The 21,389-nt window shown below is 35.7% G+C and carries 18 protein-coding genes; 12 read left to right on the top strand and 6 right to left on the bottom strand.

Annotation, left to right across the window (positions count from 1 at the left end; translation table 11 throughout):
* Positions 1-147: 147 nt before the first annotated feature.
* Positions 148-525 (top strand): LysM peptidoglycan-binding domain-containing protein, encoded by a 378-nt coding sequence (locus ULVI_RS12275; RefSeq protein ID WP_197463510.1) that lies wholly within the window; start codon positions 148-150, stop codon positions 523-525.
* 107 nt (positions 526-632) lie between these two features.
* Here the strand turns inward: ULVI_RS12275 and ULVI_RS12280 are convergent, their stop codons facing one another.
* Both ULVI_RS12280 and ULVI_RS12285 read right to left on the bottom strand, forming a co-directional pair.
* Positions 633-2,096, bottom strand: coding sequence for a MoxR family ATPase (locus ULVI_RS12280; protein WP_068593076.1), 1,464 nt, complete (start codon positions 2,094-2,096; stop codon positions 633-635).
* A 60-nt stretch (positions 2,097-2,156) separates the two neighbouring features.
* A complete protein-coding gene (locus ULVI_RS12285) occupies positions 2,157-3,299 on the bottom strand; it encodes a vWA domain-containing protein (RefSeq protein WP_068593077.1) in 1,143 nt (380 codons plus the stop codon).
* A gap of 137 nt (positions 3,300-3,436) precedes the next feature.
* Between ULVI_RS12285 and ULVI_RS12290 the strand changes: the two genes are divergently transcribed.
* From ULVI_RS12290 to ULVI_RS12310, 5 genes are all read left to right on the top strand, one after another.
* On the top strand, positions 3,437-4,417 hold the full coding sequence (locus ULVI_RS12290) for a mechanosensitive ion channel family protein (protein WP_068593078.1): 981 nt from the start codon (positions 3,437-3,439) through the stop codon (positions 4,415-4,417).
* Positions 4,418-4,504: 87 nt separating this feature from the next.
* Positions 4,505-7,738, top strand: coding sequence for a WD40/YVTN/BNR-like repeat-containing protein (locus tag ULVI_RS12295; protein WP_068593079.1), 3,234 nt, complete (start codon positions 4,505-4,507; stop codon positions 7,736-7,738).
* A gap of 31 nt (positions 7,739-7,769) precedes the next feature.
* On the top strand, positions 7,770-9,719 hold the full coding sequence (locus tag ULVI_RS12300; protein WP_068593080.1) for a S9 family peptidase: 1,950 nt from the start codon (positions 7,770-7,772) through the stop codon (positions 9,717-9,719).
* A 28-nt stretch (positions 9,720-9,747) separates the two neighbouring features.
* Positions 9,748-10,962: a bifunctional alpha/beta hydrolase/OsmC family protein gene (locus ULVI_RS12305; RefSeq protein WP_068593081.1), complete on the top strand. Its 1,215-nt coding sequence runs from the start codon at positions 9,748-9,750 to the stop codon at positions 10,960-10,962.
* Positions 10,963-11,108: 146 nt separating this feature from the next.
* A complete protein-coding gene (locus tag ULVI_RS12310) occupies positions 11,109-11,714 on the top strand; it encodes a superoxide dismutase family protein (protein WP_068593082.1) in 606 nt (201 codons plus the stop codon).
* A 346-nt stretch (positions 11,715-12,060) separates the two neighbouring features.
* Here ULVI_RS12310 and ULVI_RS12315 read toward each other — a convergent pair whose 3' ends face one another.
* Positions 12,061-12,993, bottom strand: coding sequence for a hypothetical protein (locus tag ULVI_RS12315; protein WP_068593083.1), 933 nt, complete (start codon positions 12,991-12,993; stop codon positions 12,061-12,063).
* A gap of 138 nt (positions 12,994-13,131) precedes the next feature.
* Entirely contained in the window at positions 13,132-14,373 is a 1,242-nt protein-coding gene (gene rocD, locus ULVI_RS12320; protein ID WP_068593084.1) for an ornithine--oxo-acid transaminase, read from the bottom strand.
* A 149-nt stretch (positions 14,374-14,522) separates the two neighbouring features.
* Between rocD and rlmD the strand changes: the two genes are divergently transcribed.
* From rlmD to ULVI_RS12340, 4 genes are all read left to right on the top strand, one after another.
* Positions 14,523-15,935 (top strand): 23S rRNA (uracil(1939)-C(5))-methyltransferase RlmD, encoded by a 1,413-nt coding sequence (gene rlmD, locus ULVI_RS12325; protein WP_068593085.1) that lies wholly within the window; start codon positions 14,523-14,525, stop codon positions 15,933-15,935.
* Between the two features lie 79 nt (positions 15,936-16,014).
* Positions 16,015-16,479, top strand: coding sequence for a hypothetical protein (locus ULVI_RS12330; protein WP_068593086.1), 465 nt, complete (start codon positions 16,015-16,017; stop codon positions 16,477-16,479).
* Between the two features lies 1 nt (position 16,480).
* On the top strand, positions 16,481-16,975 hold the full coding sequence (locus tag ULVI_RS12335; protein ID WP_068593087.1) for a DUF6452 family protein: 495 nt from the start codon (positions 16,481-16,483) through the stop codon (positions 16,973-16,975).
* A gap of 22 nt (positions 16,976-16,997) precedes the next feature.
* Complete coding sequence (locus ULVI_RS12340; protein ID WP_241780989.1) at positions 16,998-17,669, top strand: DUF6048 family protein; 672 nt, start codon at positions 16,998-17,000, stop codon at positions 17,667-17,669.
* A 101-nt stretch (positions 17,670-17,770) separates the two neighbouring features.
* Here the strand turns inward: ULVI_RS12340 and ULVI_RS12345 are convergent, their stop codons facing one another.
* Positions 17,771-18,928, bottom strand: coding sequence for a THUMP domain-containing class I SAM-dependent RNA methyltransferase (locus ULVI_RS12345; RefSeq protein WP_068593089.1), 1,158 nt, complete (start codon positions 18,926-18,928; stop codon positions 17,771-17,773).
* A 112-nt stretch (positions 18,929-19,040) separates the two neighbouring features.
* Between ULVI_RS12345 and ULVI_RS12350 the strand changes: the two genes are divergently transcribed.
* Entirely contained in the window at positions 19,041-19,772 is a 732-nt protein-coding gene (locus ULVI_RS12350) for a class I SAM-dependent methyltransferase (protein WP_068593090.1), read from the top strand.
* Positions 19,772-20,440: a ZIP family metal transporter gene (locus tag ULVI_RS12355; protein ID WP_068593091.1), complete on the top strand. Its 669-nt coding sequence runs from the start codon at positions 19,772-19,774 to the stop codon at positions 20,438-20,440. Before ULVI_RS12350 ends, ULVI_RS12355 begins: the two co-directional genes overlap by 1 nt.
* 196 nt (positions 20,441-20,636) lie before the next feature.
* Here the strand turns inward: ULVI_RS12355 and trhA are convergent, their stop codons facing one another.
* A complete protein-coding gene (gene trhA / locus ULVI_RS12360; protein WP_068593092.1) occupies positions 20,637-21,281 on the bottom strand; it encodes a PAQR family membrane homeostasis protein TrhA in 645 nt (214 codons plus the stop codon).
* Positions 21,282-21,389: the final 108 nt, after the last annotated feature.

Genomic DNA, 21,389 nt, shown 5'->3' on the forward strand with positions numbered 1-21,389 from the left:
AATTAATGTTACGTTAAATATTCGGTTTACCTAATATAAAAAACGGTCTGTCGAAAACTGCATATCTCTTTATATTTTTCATTTTATTTAAGAGATTACAAATAAGGAAAATTGTATTTTTAAGTCCACAAATTTAAAACAACTATCATGGTAAAAGCAAAATATCAAAGCGTTCTTGATTTAGGAGAACAAATGAAAATTCAAAAAGGAGATGTTAAGGTCGATGGAAATACATTACATGTAAAGGGTATTACCAATACGCAATACGATAAAGATCGATTGTGGGATGAGATTAAGCGTGTGGGTGGTGAAAATCCTTCAGATATTGTAGCAGATATAAACGTGGCAGATTCTTCTGTGTACGCAAGACATACTGTAGAAAGTGGAGAGTCTTTAAGTAAAATCGCGAAGCATTATTACAAAGACCCAATGAAATATAATGCTATTTTCGAAGCTAATAAAGACATCCTTAAAAACCCTGATACCATTCATCCTGGACAAGAATTAGTGATTCCTAATATATAGGTAGCGCTATTCGATTAATAAAAAAACTGTCATTTTTCAATGACAGTTTTTTTATATGTAAAATTTTACAAAAAAAATCTACAGAACGACATTCCAAGCATTAATCGTTAAAGCCCACTAATGTAGCTTCCGTAGACATCTTTAAATTGAAGTCCGTCACCCAAATTATACTTACTTAACTTCTTATTTTCTGCGAGTGCCCATAAAATAAATTCTTTTAAGAAATAGCGGTCTTCTTCTAAAGCATCTGGCATGTATTCTCGTAAGAGATCTTCCAACGGTGAAATTCTATTTAATTCAGTTTTATATTCTTTATCTGAAAGTGAGTCTAATAATTCAAAATTACTTTCTTCAAAGAACCAACTCACTACCTCAGCATACGGGTCGTTGTCTCCCTCTTTCTGAAGCTTTTCTATCTTCGGAAAATATGCTTCAAACTGTGTTTTAACCGCACTAGCTATAAGTTGTTGGGCAACTTCACTAGCACCCTCTTGTTCTCCTTCGTATACCAATTCTACTTTACCTGTGATCGCTGGGATGATGCCCATAAAATCACTTAGTCGTACACTCGTTTTTTCATCGCCATTCTGAAGAGCTCTGCGCTCGGCTGTGCTTAATAAATTTTGAAAGGCAGTAATACTTAATCGTGCACTAACTCCACTTTTAGCATCGATAAATTCACTTTTACGTGCTTCAAAACTAATCTCTTCTAGAATATCTTTTGCGAGCTCAGGAACATGAACGTGTTCTTTTTCTGAAGCTGCCTCAGCGGTTTCTTGAGCCGTAATCGTTCTAGCAATTTTAAGGTCATCTGGATAATGCGTTAATATTTGAGAGCCTATTCTATCTTTTAATGGTGTTACAATACTTCCTCTATTGGTATAATCTTCTGGGTTAGCAGTAAAAACAAATTGAATATCCAATGGTAATCTCAATTTAAAACCACGAATTTGCACATCCCCTTCTTGTAGAATATTGAATAATGCTACTTGAATTCGTGCTTGTAGATCTGGAAGTTCATTGATAACAAAAATGCTTCGGTTAGCTCTTGGAATCATTCCGAAGTGAATAACACGATCATCAGCATACGTTAATTTTAAATTCGCTGCTTTAATAGGATCAACATCTCCTACCAGATCAGCGACCGTCACGTCGGGTGTTGCCAATTTTTCTGAAAAACGATCACTTCGATGTAACCAAGTAATTGGAGTTTTATCGCCTTCCTCTTCTAGCAATTCTTTTGCAAACCGAGAGATCGGTTTAAAGGGATCGTCGTTGATCTCACTTCCTTCCACTACCGGCACGTATTCGTCGAGTAAGTCAACCATCTGTCGTGCTAGGCGTGTTTTTGCTTGTCCACGTAATCCCAACAGATTTATGTTATGCTTAGATAGAATGGCCCGTTCTAATTCGGGAATTACGGTGTATTCATACCCATGTATTCCTTTAAAGGTTTCCTCTTTCTTCATTATTTTCTGAAGCAGATTGCGGCGTAATTCTTCTTTTATTCCTTTGTATTCAAACCCTGCTTTTTTAAGTGCTCCGAATGTTTTTATAGTGTCTATTTTCATATTTCTTTTTAAAAAATGCAATCCTTAATTTAGTTCCTCCTTTAAAGAGTCATTACTACATTACCTCAACTTCTTTCTTCTATTGGTTTCATAGTCGGTAAATATCATTTCACCAAGCCCTTGTAAACCAGTATAGAATGCTTTCCCTTTATTCGCAGCTGTGAAATGGTCTACAAATTGTTGTAAATACGGGTCGTTGGCAATCATAAATGTGGTTATGGGTATATGCAACTTACGTGCCTGAGCAGCCATAGAGTAACATTTATTTACAATATGTGGATCAAGTCCGTTGCTATTTTTATAATACCTACCATCTGGCAACACCATGCAACTGGGTTTACCATCGGTAATCATAAATATTTGTTTATTGGTATTCCGTTTCCGGCGTAACATATCCATTGCCAGTTGTAATCCGGCAACCGTATTAGTATGATAAGGACCTACGTTTAAATAGGGCAGATCTTTAATTTTAATAGGCCAGGCATCGTTTCCGAAGACTAAAATATCCAGTGTATCTTTAGGATATCGTGTCGTAATTAATTCTGAAAGCGCCATCGCTACTTTTTTCGCTGGAGTAATGCGGTCTTCTCCGTAAAGAATCATACTATGACTAATATCGATCATGAGCACTGTACTCATTTGTGCTTTATAGGTAGTCTCTTCAACAACCAAGTCATTTTCAGCTAATGAAAAAGAATCAATACCGTGATTAATTTGCGCGTTCTTTAAACTTTCAGTCATTGAGATCTGTTCCAAACGATCCCCGAACTGGTAATTCCTGAATTCACCTGCCTGCTCATCTCCTCTACCAGTAAATTTAGTTTTATGGTTTCCGGCTCCACTACGTTTTAACTTTCCGAAGATCTGTTCTAACGCTCTTTTGCGAAGAGAACGTTCTAATTTTTCAGTAATAGAAATTCCACCTTCTCCGTCACCGTTACCACTACCATTTTTTAATTCTATTTCTTCACGAATAAATCCTTTGTCTTTTAATTCCTGAACAAAGTCTTCTAGTGTGTAGTCTTCTGTAGTTAGATTGTATTCTTTATCAAGTTGCTCTAACCAATCCATCGCTTCATCAAAATCACCGGAAGTATGGGTGATTAATTCTTGAAACACCTCAAATAAACGTTCAAAAGGAGTTTGTGTTTTTGGGGTGTGTTTGGTAAAAACAAAGCCGCTTCTTTTTGCTTTAATATCCATTCTCTAAAATTAGATGTTTTTTGTTTAAATTATTCATTCGTATTGTTAAACAAACGTTAGAAATATAAGTTTAGAGTTTTCTTAAGATAAATAAAGAGTTAGGATGCATATTTTGCTCTTAAATTATTAGTTACACTATGAAAATACCATTACTATTCTTATTGCAAGAAACCCCAAAAGATCAAAAAGGAGAGCTCGATGTTAATCCTCAATCTGTAATCGAAAAGCTAGATACGTGGCTGGATGGTTTTATTAAAGCCATACCAAACATCGTCATCGGGATTGTAGTTTTTGTAATCATGCTCTACGTTGGGAGATGGCTTGGAAAAATGGTAAAAAGAATTCTTAAAAACAAAGGCCGTCAAAACTTTGGTGATCTTTTAGGAGCTTTTACCAGATATTTGGTCATTATTCTTGGAATTGCTATTGCCTTAACCATAATGGCGCCAAACCTAAGTCCTGCCGATCTTATAGCGAGCCTGGGAGTTTCTTCGGTAGCTATTGGTTTTGCCTTTCAGGACATTCTACAAAACTGGCTTGCCGGAATACTTATTCTATTACGACAACCTTTCGAAATTGGAGATCAGATCGAAGTAAACGGATACGAAGGAACAGTCGAAAAAATTAAAACCCGCGCTACGATTATTACTACGTATGATGGGCAACGCGTAGTGATACCAAATAATACTGTCTATAACAATTCAGTAAAAGTAAAAACCGCTCACGAGTACATACGATCTCAATACGATATTGGCTTAGGTTACGATCAAGATTACCTGAATGCCATGAAAATATTAAAAGAAACAATTCAGGGTGTAGAAGGAGTTACTTCTGAAAAACCTGTAGAAACATTGGTGTGGGATCAAGCAGACAGCTGGTTAACCGTTCGAATTCGCTGGTGGACAAAAAGTGATCGTGCCAGCGTGGTGCATGTTTGGCATAGCGTAATTCTTGAAACACAAAACGCAATGAATGAAGCCGGTATCGACTTACCGTTTCCAACTCAAGTGGAGATTCAAAATGCACATGATCATCAGGAAGTTCAAAAACAACGAAAGGAAGATGCGACTAATAAATCTTTAAAAACAGATAGCAAAGAGAATAAGGAGTCTGAATAATTAAATCTTACATACATTTCATACAACGCAGGAGGTAGTTCTCCTGCGTTTTTTTTATCTTCATAAGCTAAAATTAAATACAATTTGATGCGACACTATTTTCTAATTTTCTTACTGGGAATTATTTCGATCCCTCTTTCAGCTCAAGAATTTTCAATGGACATTTTAAAAGATGTAAAACCCAGAAATATCGGTCCTGGAGGTATGTCAGGTCGGGTAACTGCTATCGATGTGGTTATAAGTGATCCCGATATTATGTATGTAGGTACTGCATCGGGAGGGTTGTGGAAATCGGAAAGCGGTGGAATAACTTGGAACCCTATTTTCGACAATGAAGCTACTGCATCTATCGGTGCTGTTGCAATTCAACAATCTAATCCCTCAGTGATTTGGGTAGGAACTGGAGAAGGAAATCCAAGAAACAGTTTAAATGGTGGTTACGGAATTTATCGATCGCTAAATGGTGGTAAAACATGGCAATTAATGGGGCTCGAAAATACACGCCATATTCACCGGGTTATTATAGATCCTACCAACCCTAATATCGTGTACGCTGGAGCCATTGGATCTCCTTGGGGAGAGCATCCAGAACGTGGTGTATTTAAAACAACAGATGGTGGTAAAACCTGGAATAAGATTCTCTTTACGAATAACCGCTCGGGAGTAGCAGACATGGTTATGGATCCCGCAAACCCTAATAAATTAATGGTAGCAATGTGGGAACACAAAAGAGATCCTTGGTTTTTCAAATCGGGCGGAGAAGGTTCTGGATTATACATTACTCACGATGGTGGAACTACGTGGGAAGAAAAGACCGAAGCAGATGGTTTACCAAAAGGTGAACTAGGGCGTATAGGAATTGCGATCGCACGTAACAAACCCAATATTGTGTACGCATTAGTAGAAGCGAAAAAGAATGCGCTATACAAATCTGAGGATGGTGGTTTCCACTGGAAAAAAATTAATGACAAAGAAGATATTGGAAATAGACCTTTTTATTATTCTGAAATTTATGTTGATCCACAAAATGAAAATCGTGTTTACAGCGTATTTACCTACGTAAATGTATCTGAAGATGGCGGAAAGAATTTTACACAATTAATGCCAGCTTACGGTGCAAATAATGGAGTTCATCCCGATCATCATGCTTGGTGGATTCATCCTACCGATGGAAGTTTTATGATCGATGGAAACGATGGTGGTATGAACATTACTCGCGACGGTGGAAAGAGTTGGCGTTTTATAGGAAATATGCCCGTTGCTCAATTCTATCATATTAATGTGGATAACGAATTTCCATACAATGTTTATGGAGGAATGCAAGATAATGGAAGTTGGCGAGGACCTGCCTATATCTGGAAAGCACAAGGAATACGAAATAGTTATTGGCAAGAAATTTCTTTTGGAGATGGATTTGATGTAGTCCCCGATCGCGATGACAGTCGTTATGGATGGAGCATGAGTCAACAAGGATTTGTAAGTCGCTACGATCATATTACTGGAAATAATTATACAGTGCGCCCTACCCATCCTAACCCTGATGTAACACTACGTTTTAATTGGAATTCGGCAATTAATATTGATCCATTCGATAACAACACCATTTATTTTGGTAGTCAGTTTGTTCATAAAAGTACAGACAAGGGACTTACTTGGGCCGTAATTTCTCCCGATCTTACCACTAACGATCCCGAAAAACAAAAACAAAGTGATAGCGGCGGATTAACATTAGATGCGACTGGAGCAGAAAATCACACAACTATTTTAGTTATCGAACCTTCGCCTCTAGAAAAGAACATGCTTTGGGCTGGAAGTGATGATGGTCGTGTGCATTATACGCAAAATGGCGGACAAAGCTGGAATGAAGTATCTAATCTCCCTGGATTACCTACTGGAAGCTGGATTGTTCAGATAAAAGCTTCTAATAAAAATAAGGGTGAAGCACTACTCATTGCAAACGATTACCGAAGATTTAATTATAAACCCTACGCCTACCGAACTACAAATTATGGAAAAACTTGGAACCGTATTGTGGATGAAAATGATGCTCTTAGCTATACCCTTTCTATCGTAGAAGACCCAATAGAAAGAAACTTAATGTTTTTAGGAACCGATGACGGATTATATATATCTCTCAATGCTGGTAATTCTTGGGAAAAATGGACACATGGTTTTCCAACCGTCCCTGTAAAAGACCTAGTAATTCATCCTAGAGAACACGATTTGGTGATTGGAACTTTTGGAAGAGCTGCGTGGATCTTAGATGATATTCGTCCGTTACGGAGCATAGCTAAAAACCAAGCTACCTTAACTTCAGATATACAATTATTCGAACCCCCAACTGCGTACCAAGCTTCCTACCAACAACCTACGGGGAGTCGCTTTGGAGCAGATGCGATCTATAATGGTGAAAACAGGGATTCGGGTGCGTTGCTTCGGTATTATTTCAGAAAAAATACTTCAGAGATAAATAAAGACTCTACCAAAGATCAAGAAGATGATACGTCTACTTCTGATAAAGATTCCTCTAGTGAAATTTCCGAAGAAATAACGGAAGGTGCTTCGAAAGATAGTTTGTATTTAAAATTTTACGACGGAAACCGATTAATTAGAACATTAAAGCGAAAGTTACCCGACAGTACTGGGATTTACACCTGGCGTTGGCGAATGGACGAAGCTGGAAGTGATCGCCCTTCTAGAAAAATTAGAGAACGCAAAAATGAACCTGGAGGCACCGACGTAAAGCCAGGAACATATCGAGCAGTACTAGAATTTGATGGAAAAACTTCTTCTACTTCTATTAAAGTGGAAAATGACCCAAGATTAACTATTTCGCAGAAAGCGATTTCTGAAAGTTATTCAGCTTCGAAACAAATAGAATCTTTTACACAGAAAGCAGCAGATGCGGTAAAACAACTTGTAGAAAGTAAAAATACAGCTGAAGAATTTTCTGCAAAACTTAAAAAAGAAGATAAAGACAAATACAAACAACAATTAAAAGCGAGTAAAGAGATTATTAAAAAAATAGATTCTGTTATCTCCATTTATATTGGGAAAGAAGATAAAAGACAAGGAATCACTCGCAATCCAGAGGTTACGGTGATGCAGCGTTTAGGTAGTGCAGGGTATTACAGTGGCAGCAGACCAAATGGCTTAACGCAAACAGAGCGTACGTTAATTGCACAGGCTAAAACAGCATTAAACGAAGCAATAGAACGAACCAATGTGTTCTTTACTACAGATTGGAAAACATATGTTATAGAAATGAAAAAAATCGAATTGTCCCCATTTAAAGAAACCGAAACATTTACAATAGAATAGCAGGAAACTTAATATTTAAATCGTTAAACTCATGAAAAAACTAATCACGATAGGTGTACTCTCATTACTCCTTATAGGGTGTAAAGAGCAAAAGAAAGAAGAAGTCGCGCAAGTTAAAGAAGTGCAACAATATTCCATCGAGCAATTCATGGATAATGAAAACGCATTTGCAAATGGATATACAGCCGATAAATCGAAGGTTTTAATGACGAGCAATCGTTCTGGGATTTATAATCTATATTCGGTTCCTGCAAATGGTGGAGAATTAATGCCGATCACAAAGTCTGATAGCGCGTCCATCTACGGGATCTCTTACTTTCCTGAAGACAATCGCATTTTATTTAGAATGGACGGAAATGGTGATGAAATATTTAAAATCTTTCTGAAAGATAACGAAACAATTAAACGTTTAACACCAGCAAAGAATGTACGTGCATTATTTAGAGGTTGGGCAAAAGATGGTAAAAGTTTTTTCTACGGAAGCAACGAACGTGACCCCAGAAGTATGGATCATTACGAAATGGATGTAGCAACATTTACTCCAAAATTAGTATATAAGAATACCGAAAATATGGAGTTTGGGGGTATGAGTGAAGACAGAAAACATATCCTCTTAAGCAAATCAATCAATACAAACGATTCTGATTTATTTCTTCTGAATACTGAAACTAACGAACGCATTAAAATTAATGACACAATTAGTAGTAATAGTTCACAAGATTTTTCGCCCGACGGAAGCGCATTTTACTACACCACCGACGAAGGAGCCGAGTTTAGCTATTTAATGAAGTATACCATCGCCGATGGAACAAAGGAAAAAGTACTAGAAAAAGATTGGGATATAAATGGTTTTTATTTTACTCAAAACGGCAAATATCAAGTGCTTTTCACCAATGAAGATGGAAAGACTGTAATGGATGTAAAAGAAGTGAGCACTGGAAAAAATATAGACTTTCCCGATTTTAAAGATAAAACTATTAATAGTGCAAATTTTTCACGAGATGAATCTATGGCGTTGTTAAATGTTGGTGGTGACAGCACCCCGTCTAACGTATACTCTTTTTCTATTGAAAGTGGAAAATACGAACAGCTCACGGAAGTACTTAATGATGAGATCGATGAGGAAGATTTAGTGGCTTCAGAAGTAGTTCGTTTTAAATCCTTTGACGGACTTGAGATTCCAGCAATCTTTTACAAACCACATCAGGCTTCCGAAGAAAATAAAGTACCAGCTTTAGTATGGGTACACGGAGGTCCTGGAGGACAATCGCGACAAGGTTTTAGCTCTACCATACAGTATTTTGTAAATCATGGGTATGCGATTCTTGCTGTTAACAATCGCGGAAGTAGTGGCTATGGAAAGAGTTTTTATAAAATGGACGATCAAAATCATGGTGATAAAGACCTTAAGGATTGCATTGCTGGAAAAGATTGGTTGGCAAATCAACCGTATATCGATGATAACAAGATTGGCATTTTAGGGGGCTCTTATGGAGGATACATGACGATGGCAGCCCTTACCTATGCTCCTGAAGAATTTGAAGTGGGTGTGAATATATTTGGAGTTACTAATTGGTTACGAACCTTGAAAAATATTCCGCCATGGTGGGAGTCTTTTAAAGATGCATTGTATACAGAAATGGGTGATCCAAATACAGCAGATTCGATTCGGTTAAGAGAAATCTCGCCATTATTTCATGCCGAAAAGGTTACAAAACCTCTTATAGTCTTACAGGGTGCAAAGGATCCACGTGTATTAAAAGTAGAGAGTGATGAAATTGTTGAAGGGGTAAAAAAGAATGGTGTTCCAGTAGAATATGTATTATTTGAAGATGAAGGACATGGATTTGTTAAGAAAGAAAATGAGATAACTGCCTACAGCCGCATCTTAGAATTCTTAGACCTATATTTAAAGGGAAATAGTACTACTTCTATAGAGACAAACAAAACAAATTCTATTGAAATTAAAGCAGAAGATTAACGTCTTATATAAACGCTAAATAAAATATATGCAACTCGAAAAAGTAACTTTTCAAAATAAAGAATCTCAAACACTTGCTGGAAGACTAGAACTTCCTGCCAATAGGAAGCCACATAACTATGCAATTTTTGCGCATTGTTTTACCTGTAGCAAGAACTTATTAGCTGTTAAAAATGTGAGTAGGTCTTTAACTGCAGCTGGATTTGGAGTGCTTCGATTTGATTTTACTGGATTAGGCGAAAGCGAAGGAGATTTTGAGAATACAAATTTTTCGGGAAATGTAGAAGACCTTATTGCAGCAGCAGAATTTCTTAAACAGAATTATGAAGCTCCAACCTTATTAGTAGGACATTCGTTAGGTGGTGCAGCAGTTATATTTGCTGCTGCTGCTGTCTCATCTATTAAAGCTGTTGCGACAATAAATGCACCAAGCGATCCTAAACATGTTAGACATTTATTAAGTGAAAGTGTTGATGAAATTAAAAAAAATGGAAAAGCTACAGTAACTCTTAGTGGTAGACCTTTTACAATAAAAAGTCACTTTTTAGATGATCTAGAAAAGCAATCATTGAAAAAGGTCATTAAAAATTTTGGAAAAGCTCTAATTATTTTACACGCTCCACAAGATACATTGGTGGGAATAAATAATGCTGAGGAGTTATATGTTGCTGCACATCATCCTAAAAGTTTTGTTTCTTTAGATGGAGCAGATCATCTACTTACTAAAAAAGAAGACTCTCAATATGTGGGACAAGTAATTGCGGGCTGGGCTTCTAGGTATGTTACCATTCCAGAAACTACTAAAATAAAATCTAAACACGATGTTGTAGCAAGTTTAAGTCAAGATCAAGGTTTCACTACCGACATGAAACTTGGAGATCATTACATGGTTGCGGACGAGCCAGAGAGTTTTGGAGGAAATAATTTTGGTCCTACACCCTACGAATTAGTCTCGGCGGGACTTTCAGCATGTACTGCAATGACCATACAAATGTATGCACGTAGAAAAAAATGGGACCTAGAACACGTGGAAGTACATACAAGTTATGATAAACGACATGCCGAAGATTGTGAAAATTGCGAAGCAGAAACTGCGAAAATAGACACCTTTAGTCGTGAGATTAAACTTCAAGGAACCTTAGACGAAAAACAATTAAAACGTATTCTTCAAATTGCAGATAAATGCCCCGTGCATAAAACCCTTCACAGCAAAACTCAGATAATTACGAAACTTATTGAATAATTTTAAAACTTCAGTACTGTTCTTAACCCTTAAATTTTAAACTAACTCACTCTAATTAAGGGTTAAGATTTCTTTAAAATTTTGTTTGGGTTTTAAAATCGCCGTACCTTTCTTATTCATATAACACGAACCAAAATAATATAACAATGACACGATTAGGAATAACACTCGCCGCACTTACGTTTGTAGCTTTTGTAAGTTGTAAAAACGATAAGAAAAATGCAGACAAGAAAGAAGATATGAAAGAAGAATCCATGAAAGAAGATATGGATGCAAAGAAAGATGATAATATGGCATCAAACATTAAAAAGGTTTCTTTCAGTTTAAGTTCAAAGAGTAATTCGAATGCAACTGGAAAAGTTGTTTTTTCTGAAAAAGACGGACTGGTTTCTTTCAACGCAAATTTAAAAGGTTTAAATCCAGGTACTCATGCAATTCATATTCATGAAAAAGCAGATTGTTCTGCAGCTGATGGAACTTCAGCCGGAGGACACTGGAATCCTACTTATGTAGATCATGGAAAATGGGGTTCTTCTGCTTATCATAAAGGAGATATAGGAAATTTTGAAGCCGATGCCGATGGAAACGGATTTGTTTCCATGCAAACCGACGAATGGTGTATTGGTTGTGATGATCCTAAAAAAGATGTAGTTGGAAAATCGATCATTGTTCACGAAGGAGCAGATGACTTTACTTCACAACCTTCTGGAGCTGCTGGTGCGCGCGTAAGTTGTGGTGGTATCATCCAGTAAGAAAGTTTAATATAAATAAAAAAAACCGTTCTCAGTTTATCTGTAGAACGGTTTTTTTTATGTAATTAAGTTGTTTCTTTTTAGGGAAGTCCTGGGGTTACTGAACATTTACTTTATGTTTCAACCTAACTACATCTATTAATAATCAAATACAATACCAAACTTTACACCCCTTATGTTTATAGGCATTACGAGTTATTTTTAGTTTTACCTATAAATTAGTTTTAAGGAGTTAACCATTATTAATTACCGATTAATAAAAAAATCCAGCGAAACTAGCTTCGCTGGATTGATAACTCTTTGTAATTTTCATTCGATTTTTTTAAAAGAATAGATTGAAAAAAAATTAATCTAATAGAATAGATCCTGTTCTTCCATTCCAAGACCAAGTACCGGCTGTAAGAACATTGCAATTTGTGTCATAATATGCTGAGCCATTCGCAAAACTATACAGAAAGGTCCAGTTAGCATCTGTTCCATTAAGTGGAGAAGTTTGATTTCCTGCTGCAAATTCATTTATATTAAAAACCCCTCCAATAGTTTGTTCTCCAGAAAAGAAAGGACGTTGTGAACCTGTTGGGAACGTATCTGGACAAAACGATCCTGCTGTAAAATTTTCCATAACCGTATCGGTAAACATTCCACCCCCAGCAGTAACTAGCACAAGTTCTGAAATAATATTTACAGTAATTGGCACTGTTGCAGGGAAAGGCAGTCCTGTTGGTACAATAATAGTTTCTGTTTCTGTACTTAAAAAATCCCAAGTACCATTAAAACTTGGGTTGCTATCATCTACATAGGTCCCTAACGATACCATTACTCTATTTTCAGAAGTTTCCTTTAAAACTTTAGCAGTAGCGGGTTTTCCCATAATGAATGCTTCTTCAATTATAGGGTGTTCACTATCGGCAAAAGTAAGTGTAAATCTAGTGTTAGCATCTCCTTCGAAAACCACTTTCGAAATAATACTGTTAGTTAAAGAAGGCCGCCCAATAAAACCTAATTTAACATTATTAGTAGTGACCAATACTGCATTAAAATTACCGTCATTTTCATTATTAATAGTAAGTACACCATGGTGACTCATATCGTTTCCAACAAATATGCCTCGATAAATACCTCTTTCGCCTGTATCGTATTTAGCCAAAGCTTTAACAGAATCGGGATTTATAAGTTGTGTAAGATCGATCGAGGAATTCTCTAGAGAATTGGTAGCGTCAGGGCTACATCCTAACATTAATAACGTAGCAAATAAGAGTAAGGTTGCTTTTTTAAACATAATATATTTATTTGGTTAATATTCGTAAATATCTGCATTTCAATCTTTTAATAAAAATTTTTATATTAAATTTTCATTAATAAAATCCATAAAAAAACCGGACCAAGGCCCGGTTTCAACTTTATAAACTATTTATTTTTACTCGAATTCTTTCAACGTATTAATAATAATTGAACAACATTCTAATAATTGTTCCTTAGTCATTACCAAAGGAGGAGCAAAACGAATAATGTTTCCATGTGTTGGTTTTGCAAGCAATCCATTATCCCGTAGTTTAAGACATATATTCCAAGCGGTATCACTATCTTCAGAATCGTTAATAACAATAGCATTAAGTAATCCTTTACCACGAACCAAATTCGCAATCGTACTATTTTGAATATAGTTGTCTATCTCACTACGGAAAATTTTCCCCAATTCTTCAGCATTTTCAGCAAGGTTTTCATCTTTTACTACTTTTAAGGCCGCCATAGCAACAGCTGCTGCAACTGGATTACCACCAAAGGTTGAACCATGAGAGCCAGGAGTAATTACATTCATAATCGGATCATTCGCTAAAACTGCAGAAACTGGATAAGCGCCACCACTTAAAGCTTTCCCTAAAATTAAAATATCGGGTGTTACATTTTCATGATCAACGGCTAATAATTTTCCAGTTCGTGCAATACCTGTCTGAACTTCATCAGCAATAAATAAAACATTGTATTTTTCACATAATTCTTTTGCTTTTTGCAAGTACCCTTCAGAAGGAACGTAGACTCCTGCTTCACCTTGTATAGGTTCTACTAAAAACCCTGCAATATTTTTACTGCTTTTTAAAGCTGCTTCCAGTTCAGTTAAATTATCGTATGCTACTTTTAGAAAACCATCGGTATACGGACCGAAGTTTTTCCTAGCAACTGGATCGTTAGAAAACGATATGATTGTGGTTGTTCTTCCGTGGAAATTATTTTCGCATACAATGATCTCTGCTTCATTTTCGGAAATTCCTTTCTTTTCGTAAGCCCATCTACGGCAGATCTTCAATGCTGTTTCTACGGCTTCAGCCCCCGTATTCATTGGAAGCATTTTATCGAAATTAAAATATTCCGAAGCATATTTTTCATATTTTCCTAACATGTCATTATAAAATGCACGCGATGTTAGCGTAAGAGTTTCTGCCTGTTTATTCATCGCTCCCACGATCTTAGGGTGACAGTGACCTTGATTTACTGCGGAGTATGCAGAAAGAAAATCGTAATATTTTTTTCCTTCAACATCCCATACAAATACCCCTTCACCTTTTGCCAATACTACCGGAAGTGGATGGTAATTGTGAGCTCCATATTTATTTTCTAAATCGATTATTTTTTCTGATTTCGTTTGTTCTAAAACTGACATAATTGCAATACCTTATAAGTGCTAAAAAAATTGATTCCTTCTTGGCGGAGAGAAATCATCCGTAGAGGCTGCAAATTACTAAAATTATTGCACATTTTTTTGGGGAAGAGCGTAGAATTATACGTGCTAATTATAGTACTTTTGCGGTTATGGCAAGACGTAAAAATAATAGGGTTATTCTCGAAAATCTCGAGGTTATTGATGCAGGAGCAAAAGGAAAAGCGGTAGCAAGAGCCGAAGATGGACGTGTGGTATTTATAAATAATGCTGTGCCCGGAGATGTAGCAACCGTTCAAACTACTAAGAAGCGAAAAGCTTATTTTGAAGGCACCGCAATTTCCTTCTCAAAATTATCGGACAAACGCGTAGAACCTGTTTGTGAACATTTTGGAACCTGTGGAGGCTGTAAGTGGCAACATTTAGGATACGAGCACCAATTATTCTACAAACAGAAAGAAGTAGAAAATAACCTGCAACGTATTGGTAAAATCACCCTCCCTCCTATTACTCCTATTTTAGGAAGTAACGAACAATATTTCTACCGGAATAAAATGGAATTCTCGTTTAGTGATAGCAAATGGCTTACACTACAACAAATTAAAAGTGATGAAGTAATAGAAGATCGCAATGCACTTGGATTTCATATTCCTGGGATGTGGGACAAAATTCTGGACTTGAATAAATGCTACCTTCAAAGAGATCCTAGTAATGCCATACGTGATTTTGTAAAAGCAGAAGCAGAACGTTTAGAAATTCCGTTTTTTAATACTCGAAAGCAAGAAGGTATTATGCGTACCTTAATGATTCGTACATCAAGTACTGGCGAAGTTATGGTATTGCTTCAATTCTTTAAAGAACATGAAAACAAACGGAAAGCTTTGTTAGATGCTATTATTTCTGAATTTCCAGACCGTACCTCACTGCTTTATGTAATCAACGAAAAAGGCAATGATACCATTTACGATCAAGATGTAATTTGTTACTTCGGAAGGGATCATATCTTCGAAGAAATGGAAGGGTTACAATTTAAAATCAATGCCAAGTCTTTTTATCAAACCAATAGTGAGCAAGCTTACGAATTATACAAAGTAACCCGGGATTTTGCGAATCTTTCCGGAAACGAATTGGTATACGATCTCTATACAGGGACTGGAACCATCGCTCAATTTGTTGCTAAAAAAGCCCGAAAGGTAATTGGGGTAGAATCGGTTCCTGAAGCAATTGAAGCTGCCAAAGAAAATGCGCAATTAAATCAGATCGAAAACGTTGAATTCTACGTAGGCGATATGAAAAAGGTCTTTAATGCAACCTTTATTGAAACTCACGGAATTCCCGATGTTGTAATTACAGATCCACCACGCGACGGAATGCATGCCGATGTCGTACAGCAATTGCTTCAACTCGGAGCGCCTAAAATTGTGTACGTAAGTTGTAACAGTGCTACCCAAGCACGAGATCTAGCTTTACTTGACATCGATTATGAAGTTAAAAAAGTACAACCTGTGGATATGTTCCCACAAACCCATCATGTAGAAAATGTGGTTTTGCTTGTAAAACGGTAGGTTAAGCGTTTTTTTTAAAAAATATTGCGGAAAAATTACAGATAAAAAATTTAACTTTTTTGACTAGAAAAAGTAGTATATGATTACTAATGAGACATTAGAAAAATTACACGTAAAATTAGAAGAATTAAGAAGATTAAATAAAATTTCTTATCGTAAACTGGGAGAAGTTATAGACTATAGCGGAGAAGGGATTAATAAGGCTTTAAAAAAATTTACACTTTCAATAGGTCAAATAAATCAAATTTCTAAGAAATATGGGTTTTTAGATGAAATTAAAAGCATTGTAGTTAAATTTAATGAACTAGATGAATTAAGTAGCTATTCAAATTCTGAAAGATTAACGGAAGATCAAGTAAAGACTTTTGCTTTGATATTTAATAAACATTATAATCAACTAAAAGATGATCCTATAATTCATAATAAACTTAGAGCATTGATAGAGAAAGCAAAATTTGATGAACTTGTGGCGATTCTTCCTTCTTTATTTGAATCTAAAAAAAATTATATAAAATCCGATAGTAACTCATCCACCGAAAAATAGAATGAATTTTATAAAAAAAGGAATACTAGTATCGCTCATCACCCTATTTTTTTATGGGTGCTCTCGGGACGATATTTGCTCGGGAGAAACTTTAACTACACCCAAACTTATTATTGTTTTTAAAAATGTTTTAAACCCTTTAGAAGCAAGTTCAGTAGTAGGCTTATCTATTGAAGCAGATTTTACCACCACTGGAGGAGTTGTTTTAGAAACCACCACATCAGATTCTATCGCAATACCATTACGAACCAATGCACTGGAGACCCAATTTCGTTTTATTCAAAATACTGGAGCAACCAATGAGAATACCGACATCGTTACTTTTAACTACATCACTAATGAGCTATATGTAAATCGGGCGTGCGGATTTAAAACCAATTACGATAATCTTGAAGGTGTCGTTACCGATGATGAAACTAACTGGATACAAAATTTAACCATAGAAAAACAACTTGTTGAAGATGAACAGGAAACACATATTACTATTTTGCATTAGTCTATTGTGTGCGTTCACTTCTTTGAAAGCACAACAAACAGAAATAGCTAATCAAACCGAAACAATTACCGTTACAGACACCGTACAACAAAAAACCAAATACGGATTGCGGGTTGGACTGGATATATCGAAACCCATTCGATCGCTTTTAGATAATCGATATTCGGGATTTGAAGTCGTAGGTGATTTTCGATTTTCAGAACGATTTTATGTAGCAGCGGAGATTGGTAATGAAACTAAAGACACTTTCGAGCCTAATCTTAATTTTTCTACTTCAGGAAGTTATGCAAAAGTGGGAGTAGATTTTAATGCCTACAATAATTGGTTTGGGCTTAACAACGCAATAACGGCAGGTTTGCGCTATGGGTTTTCTACATTTAAACAAGAGCTACTCGCCTATCGGGTGTATACAACATTAGATGCTACATTTGTAAATGCCATTAATACAGTTCCTACAGAATATACAGGCCTTACAGCACATTGGGCAGAGTTTATATTGGGAATTAAAACCGAAGTATTAAACAATGTCTACGTATCTGTTACGCTTCAGTTGAAAAACAAACTTTCTGAAGACACGCCCGAAAATTTTGATAATCTTTATATCCCAGGATTTCACAGAGTAAACGATTTTAGCGAATTTGGGGTTGGTTTTGGCTATAATGTTTCCTATCTCATTCCAATTTTCAGAAAATAATTTTTCCGAAGCAATTAAATTTTTAATTATAGTATTTAAAAACTTAGCTTACCATTAAATATCAATTCTTATTTCATTGTGTACTTAAAACGATATAAAGTCTATTGTTTTTTAGCTTTTTTACTTCCTTCGTACATTTCGTATTTTACAAAGCGGGCTTCTAGTTTTCCGTTAAAGAGTTTAATTTTTCGAGAAGGTCGTAGTCCAACACACTTTAAGGCTTCCATATTAGAGGTAATTAGCCATGCTTGGGTACCAGGATATTTCTGTTTCAGCGTGTCACCAATCTTTCCGTAGAAAGCCTCAATATCGTTAACTGATATTCGTTCATCGTACGGTGGGTTGGTAACGATCCATAAAGAACGGTCGGTTTCTTTTTCACTTTCAAAAAAATCTTGTTGTGCTACTTCTATAAATTCTGAAAGGTTGGCACTACTTATATTTTCTTTGGCTTTTTTTACTGCTTCACGATCGGTATCGAAACCTTTGATCTTAAAGTGAAATTCTCGAATTTTCTTCAAGGCAGCTTCTTCGATTAATTCATAAAGGTCTACATCGAAATCTGGCCATGTTTCGAATCCGAATTCATCTTTATTAAGGTTTGGTGGGATATTGCATGCGATCATTGCGGCTTCGGTTAGTAACGTTCCACTACCACACATAGGATCTAAAAAATCACATTGTCCGTTCCACCCTGAAAGCATGATCATTCCTGCAGCTAATACTTCGTTAATTGGCGCAATGGTGTTCGCAACTTTGTAACCTCTTTTATGAAGCGATTGCCCTGAACTATCTAACGAGATCGTACAAATATTGCGATCTATGTGAACATTTATACGTAATGTGGGATGGTCGAGATCCACGTCGGGTCGCACTCCTTCTTTATCTCGAAAGCGATCCACAATAGCATCTTTTGTTTTTAAAGCTATGTATTGTGAATGTGTAAATTTTTCAGAAAAGACAGTGGCATCAACTGCTAGGCTTCCGGTAGACTTCATATATTTTTCCCAAGGGATCGCATATACTTTTTTGTACAGATCCTCTTCAGTAAAAATATTAAACCCTGTAATTGGTTTTAAAATCTTTATAGCGGTACGGCAACATAGATTCGCTTTGTACATAAACCCTGTGTCCCCTTCGAATGAAACGTTCCGGGTACCCATCTCAATATTTGAAGCTCCTAATTTACGTAACTCTTGCGCTAACAGTTCTTCAAAACCGTATAACGTCTTTGCAACCATTTTAAAATTATTTTCCATATCAACCTACTCCTCGTAAAATATTATAATTAGTAATTAAAAGTTGAATTAATAAAAATTCACTTACTAAAGGTGCAAAAATACAGTATTTTCGCAGTGCAAAACCGCATCGATGCAAAAAGAAACAGAGAATTGGTACACAGCATGGTTTGACACCCCTTTCTACCATATTTTGTACAAAGACAGAGATTATCAAGAAGCCGGATTATTCATGAATAATTTAACGGCATTCCTAAACCTATCTAAAGGTGCAGAAATATTAGACTTAGCCTGCGGAAAAGGTCGTCACTCCAACTACTTAAATAAACTAGGTTTCGAAGTTACTGGAGTCGACTTATCCCCTTCAAGCATTAAATTTGCTAAACAGTTCGAAAATGAAACGCTTCATTTTGAAGTACATGATATGTGTCTTCCGTTCCCGAAAAAATTTGATGCTGTATTTAATCTTTTTACCAGCTTTGGTTATTTCGAAACCGAATTTGATAATGTTAGGACCATTAAATCCATAAAAGCTGAATTAAAACAAGATGGTTTTGGAGTTATAGATTTTTTAAACGCTACCTACGTCAAGAAACATTTAGTCCCCGTTGAAACTAAAGAAGTAGATGGAATCACATTTTATATAAAACGATTCATAAAAGATAATTACATTTACAAAGACATTAGATTTCGATACAATCATGAAGATTTTTTCTTCACTGAAAAAGTAAAAGCGCTAACATTATCCGATTTTAAAGCATATTTCGATGAAGTAGGTGTAACACTTAAAAACTGTTTTGGAAACTATAATTTGGACGAATTTAACGAAGAAAACTCCCAAAGACTCATCCTCATTTTTAACTAATGATTTATTTAGCATTATTCTTGGCTGTAGCTATAGGCTATTCGATCGCACTATTACTAAAAACAAAACAAATAAAGCATTTAGGTTTGTACCTTGCTTTTAGTGGTGCTTTTTTACTTTCGATAACAATATTCGAATTATTACCAGAAGTATTTTCCGATCCTTCCAAAAAGATTGGAGTGTTTATAATGATAGGAATACTTCTTCAGATATTCTTAGAATTCTTTTCAAAAGGAGCCGAACATGGACATGTACACCTGCACGTTTCCGAAGCAAAATTCCCTTGGTTATTATTTATAAGTTTAAGTATTCATGCACTTTTAGAAGGGTTTCCAATATCAGAAACCAACAATCTACTTATTGGCGTCATCGTACATAAAATTCCAATTGCTATTATCCTTTCCTTCTTTTTTATGAAAGCAAGATACGGAAAAGCAACAACCCTTCTTTTTCTATTCTTTTTCGCCTTAATGACACCCTTAGGAGCCTGGTTAGTCAATTACTTTAAAATACTCCATCAATACCATACTGAAATTACAGCCGTTGTTATTGGTATATTTTTACATGTTTCTACTACAATATTATTTGAAAGTAGTAAAGATCATAAATTCAACTTAGCGAAGTTAACTACCATTATTGTAGCTATCGTTTTGGCTTACTTACTATAAGGGGAGTAAAATTTTCTCTCGGCGAACTCTTGCAAAAAAGCAAGATCGGGCTATTCATTACAAGTCCTCGCCGTAAAGCTAAAGTCATTACGGCTGTGGGCTTTCCATTACTATCCCTGTTCGAAACACTACTGCATTCCGTTCTATTTTCAAGCGTAATAGACTCTAGTGTAATGTACCTCAAAAACCAATTTCTTTATTCTAGAATTGATAATGAAATAATATTTCTGTAGATATATAAAAAATGAAATAAACTTCCGGCCATTACGAACAAATGCCATATCACATGATTAAAATACATACGATCTAATACGTAAAAAACAATGCCTCCTGTATATGCAACTCCTCCAGCAATTAGCAATTCTATTCCCGAGTCATTAGTTATATTCTTCAGAGCAAGAATATCGAAAATAATTAGCCACCCCATAATTAAGTATAGTACTAAAGAAATTATTTCAAAACGGCCAGTAAAAAAAACCTTTAAAACAATACCAATACAAGCGAATCCCCATATTATATAAAACAACAACCAACCAATGCTTTGTGGTAATGCGATTAAAAGAATAGGAGAATAGGTACCTGCAATAAGTAAATAAATACTTATATGGTCAAATTTCCGGAACAGAACTTTCTTGGGACCAAACTCTACATAATGATATATTGTGGAACTAAAGTAAAGTATTAGCAACGAAGCTCCATATAATAGTACAGAAACTACATGTGAAATCGAGGCATACTTTTTATCAAAGACTAATAAAAAGGTACCTACTATTCCTAATAGAAAGCCTAAACCATGTGTAAGTGTATTCCAACGTTCTTCTTTTTTCGTTTGAGGTCGCATTATTCAAAAGTATGCCTAAGTTTTTAAGAAAAGAAATAAAATTCTATTTGACAAATTAAACATTACATCTTTACCGAGAAGATTTTTATTAGTATTAATTTTTGAAGT

Source organism: Cochleicola gelatinilyticus (assembly GCF_001637325.1).
Classification (GTDB): Bacteria; Bacteroidota; Bacteroidia; order Flavobacteriales; family Flavobacteriaceae; genus Cochleicola; species Cochleicola gelatinilyticus.

Bases quoted from the DNA above. Each gene is read 5' to 3' on its own strand.
- ULVI_RS12305 (WP_068593081.1), top strand. From the start codon at position 9,748: ATGCAACTCGAAAAAGTAACTTTTCAAAATAAAGAATCTCAAACACTT.
- ULVI_RS12350 (WP_068593090.1), top strand. From the start codon at position 19,041: ATGCAAAAAGAAACAGAGAATTGGTACACAGCATGGTTTGACACCCCT.
- trhA (WP_068593092.1), bottom strand. From the start codon at position 21,281: ATGCGACCTCAAACGAAAAAAGAAGAACGTTGGAATACACTTACACAT.
- rlmD (WP_068593085.1), top strand. From the start codon at position 14,523: ATGGCAAGACGTAAAAATAATAGGGTTATTCTCGAAAATCTCGAGGTT.
- ULVI_RS12315 (WP_068593083.1), bottom strand. From the start codon at position 12,993: ATGTTTAAAAAAGCAACCTTACTCTTATTTGCTACGTTATTAATGTTA.
- ULVI_RS12300 (WP_068593080.1), top strand. From the start codon at position 7,770: ATGAAAAAACTAATCACGATAGGTGTACTCTCATTACTCCTTATAGGG.
- ULVI_RS12275 (WP_197463510.1), top strand. From the start codon at position 148: ATGGTAAAAGCAAAATATCAAAGCGTTCTTGATTTAGGAGAACAAATG.
- ULVI_RS12290 (WP_068593078.1), top strand. From the start codon at position 3,437: ATGAAAATACCATTACTATTCTTATTGCAAGAAACCCCAAAAGATCAA.
- ULVI_RS12280 (WP_068593076.1), bottom strand. From the start codon at position 2,096: ATGAAAATAGACACTATAAAAACATTCGGAGCACTTAAAAAAGCAGGG.
- ULVI_RS12330 (WP_068593086.1), top strand. From the start codon at position 16,015: ATGATTACTAATGAGACATTAGAAAAATTACACGTAAAATTAGAAGAA.
- ULVI_RS12355 (WP_068593091.1), top strand. From the start codon at position 19,772: ATGATTTATTTAGCATTATTCTTGGCTGTAGCTATAGGCTATTCGATC.
- ULVI_RS12295 (WP_068593079.1), top strand. From the start codon at position 4,505: ATGCGACACTATTTTCTAATTTTCTTACTGGGAATTATTTCGATCCCT.
- ULVI_RS12310 (WP_068593082.1), top strand. From the start codon at position 11,109: ATGACACGATTAGGAATAACACTCGCCGCACTTACGTTTGTAGCTTTT.
- rocD (WP_068593084.1), bottom strand. From the start codon at position 14,373: ATGTCAGTTTTAGAACAAACGAAATCAGAAAAAATAATCGATTTAGAA.
- ULVI_RS12285 (WP_068593077.1), bottom strand. From the start codon at position 3,299: ATGGATATTAAAGCAAAAAGAAGCGGCTTTGTTTTTACCAAACACACC.
- ULVI_RS12345 (WP_068593089.1), bottom strand. From the start codon at position 18,928: ATGGAAAATAATTTTAAAATGGTTGCAAAGACGTTATACGGTTTTGAA.
- ULVI_RS12335 (WP_068593087.1), top strand. From the start codon at position 16,481: ATGAATTTTATAAAAAAAGGAATACTAGTATCGCTCATCACCCTATTT.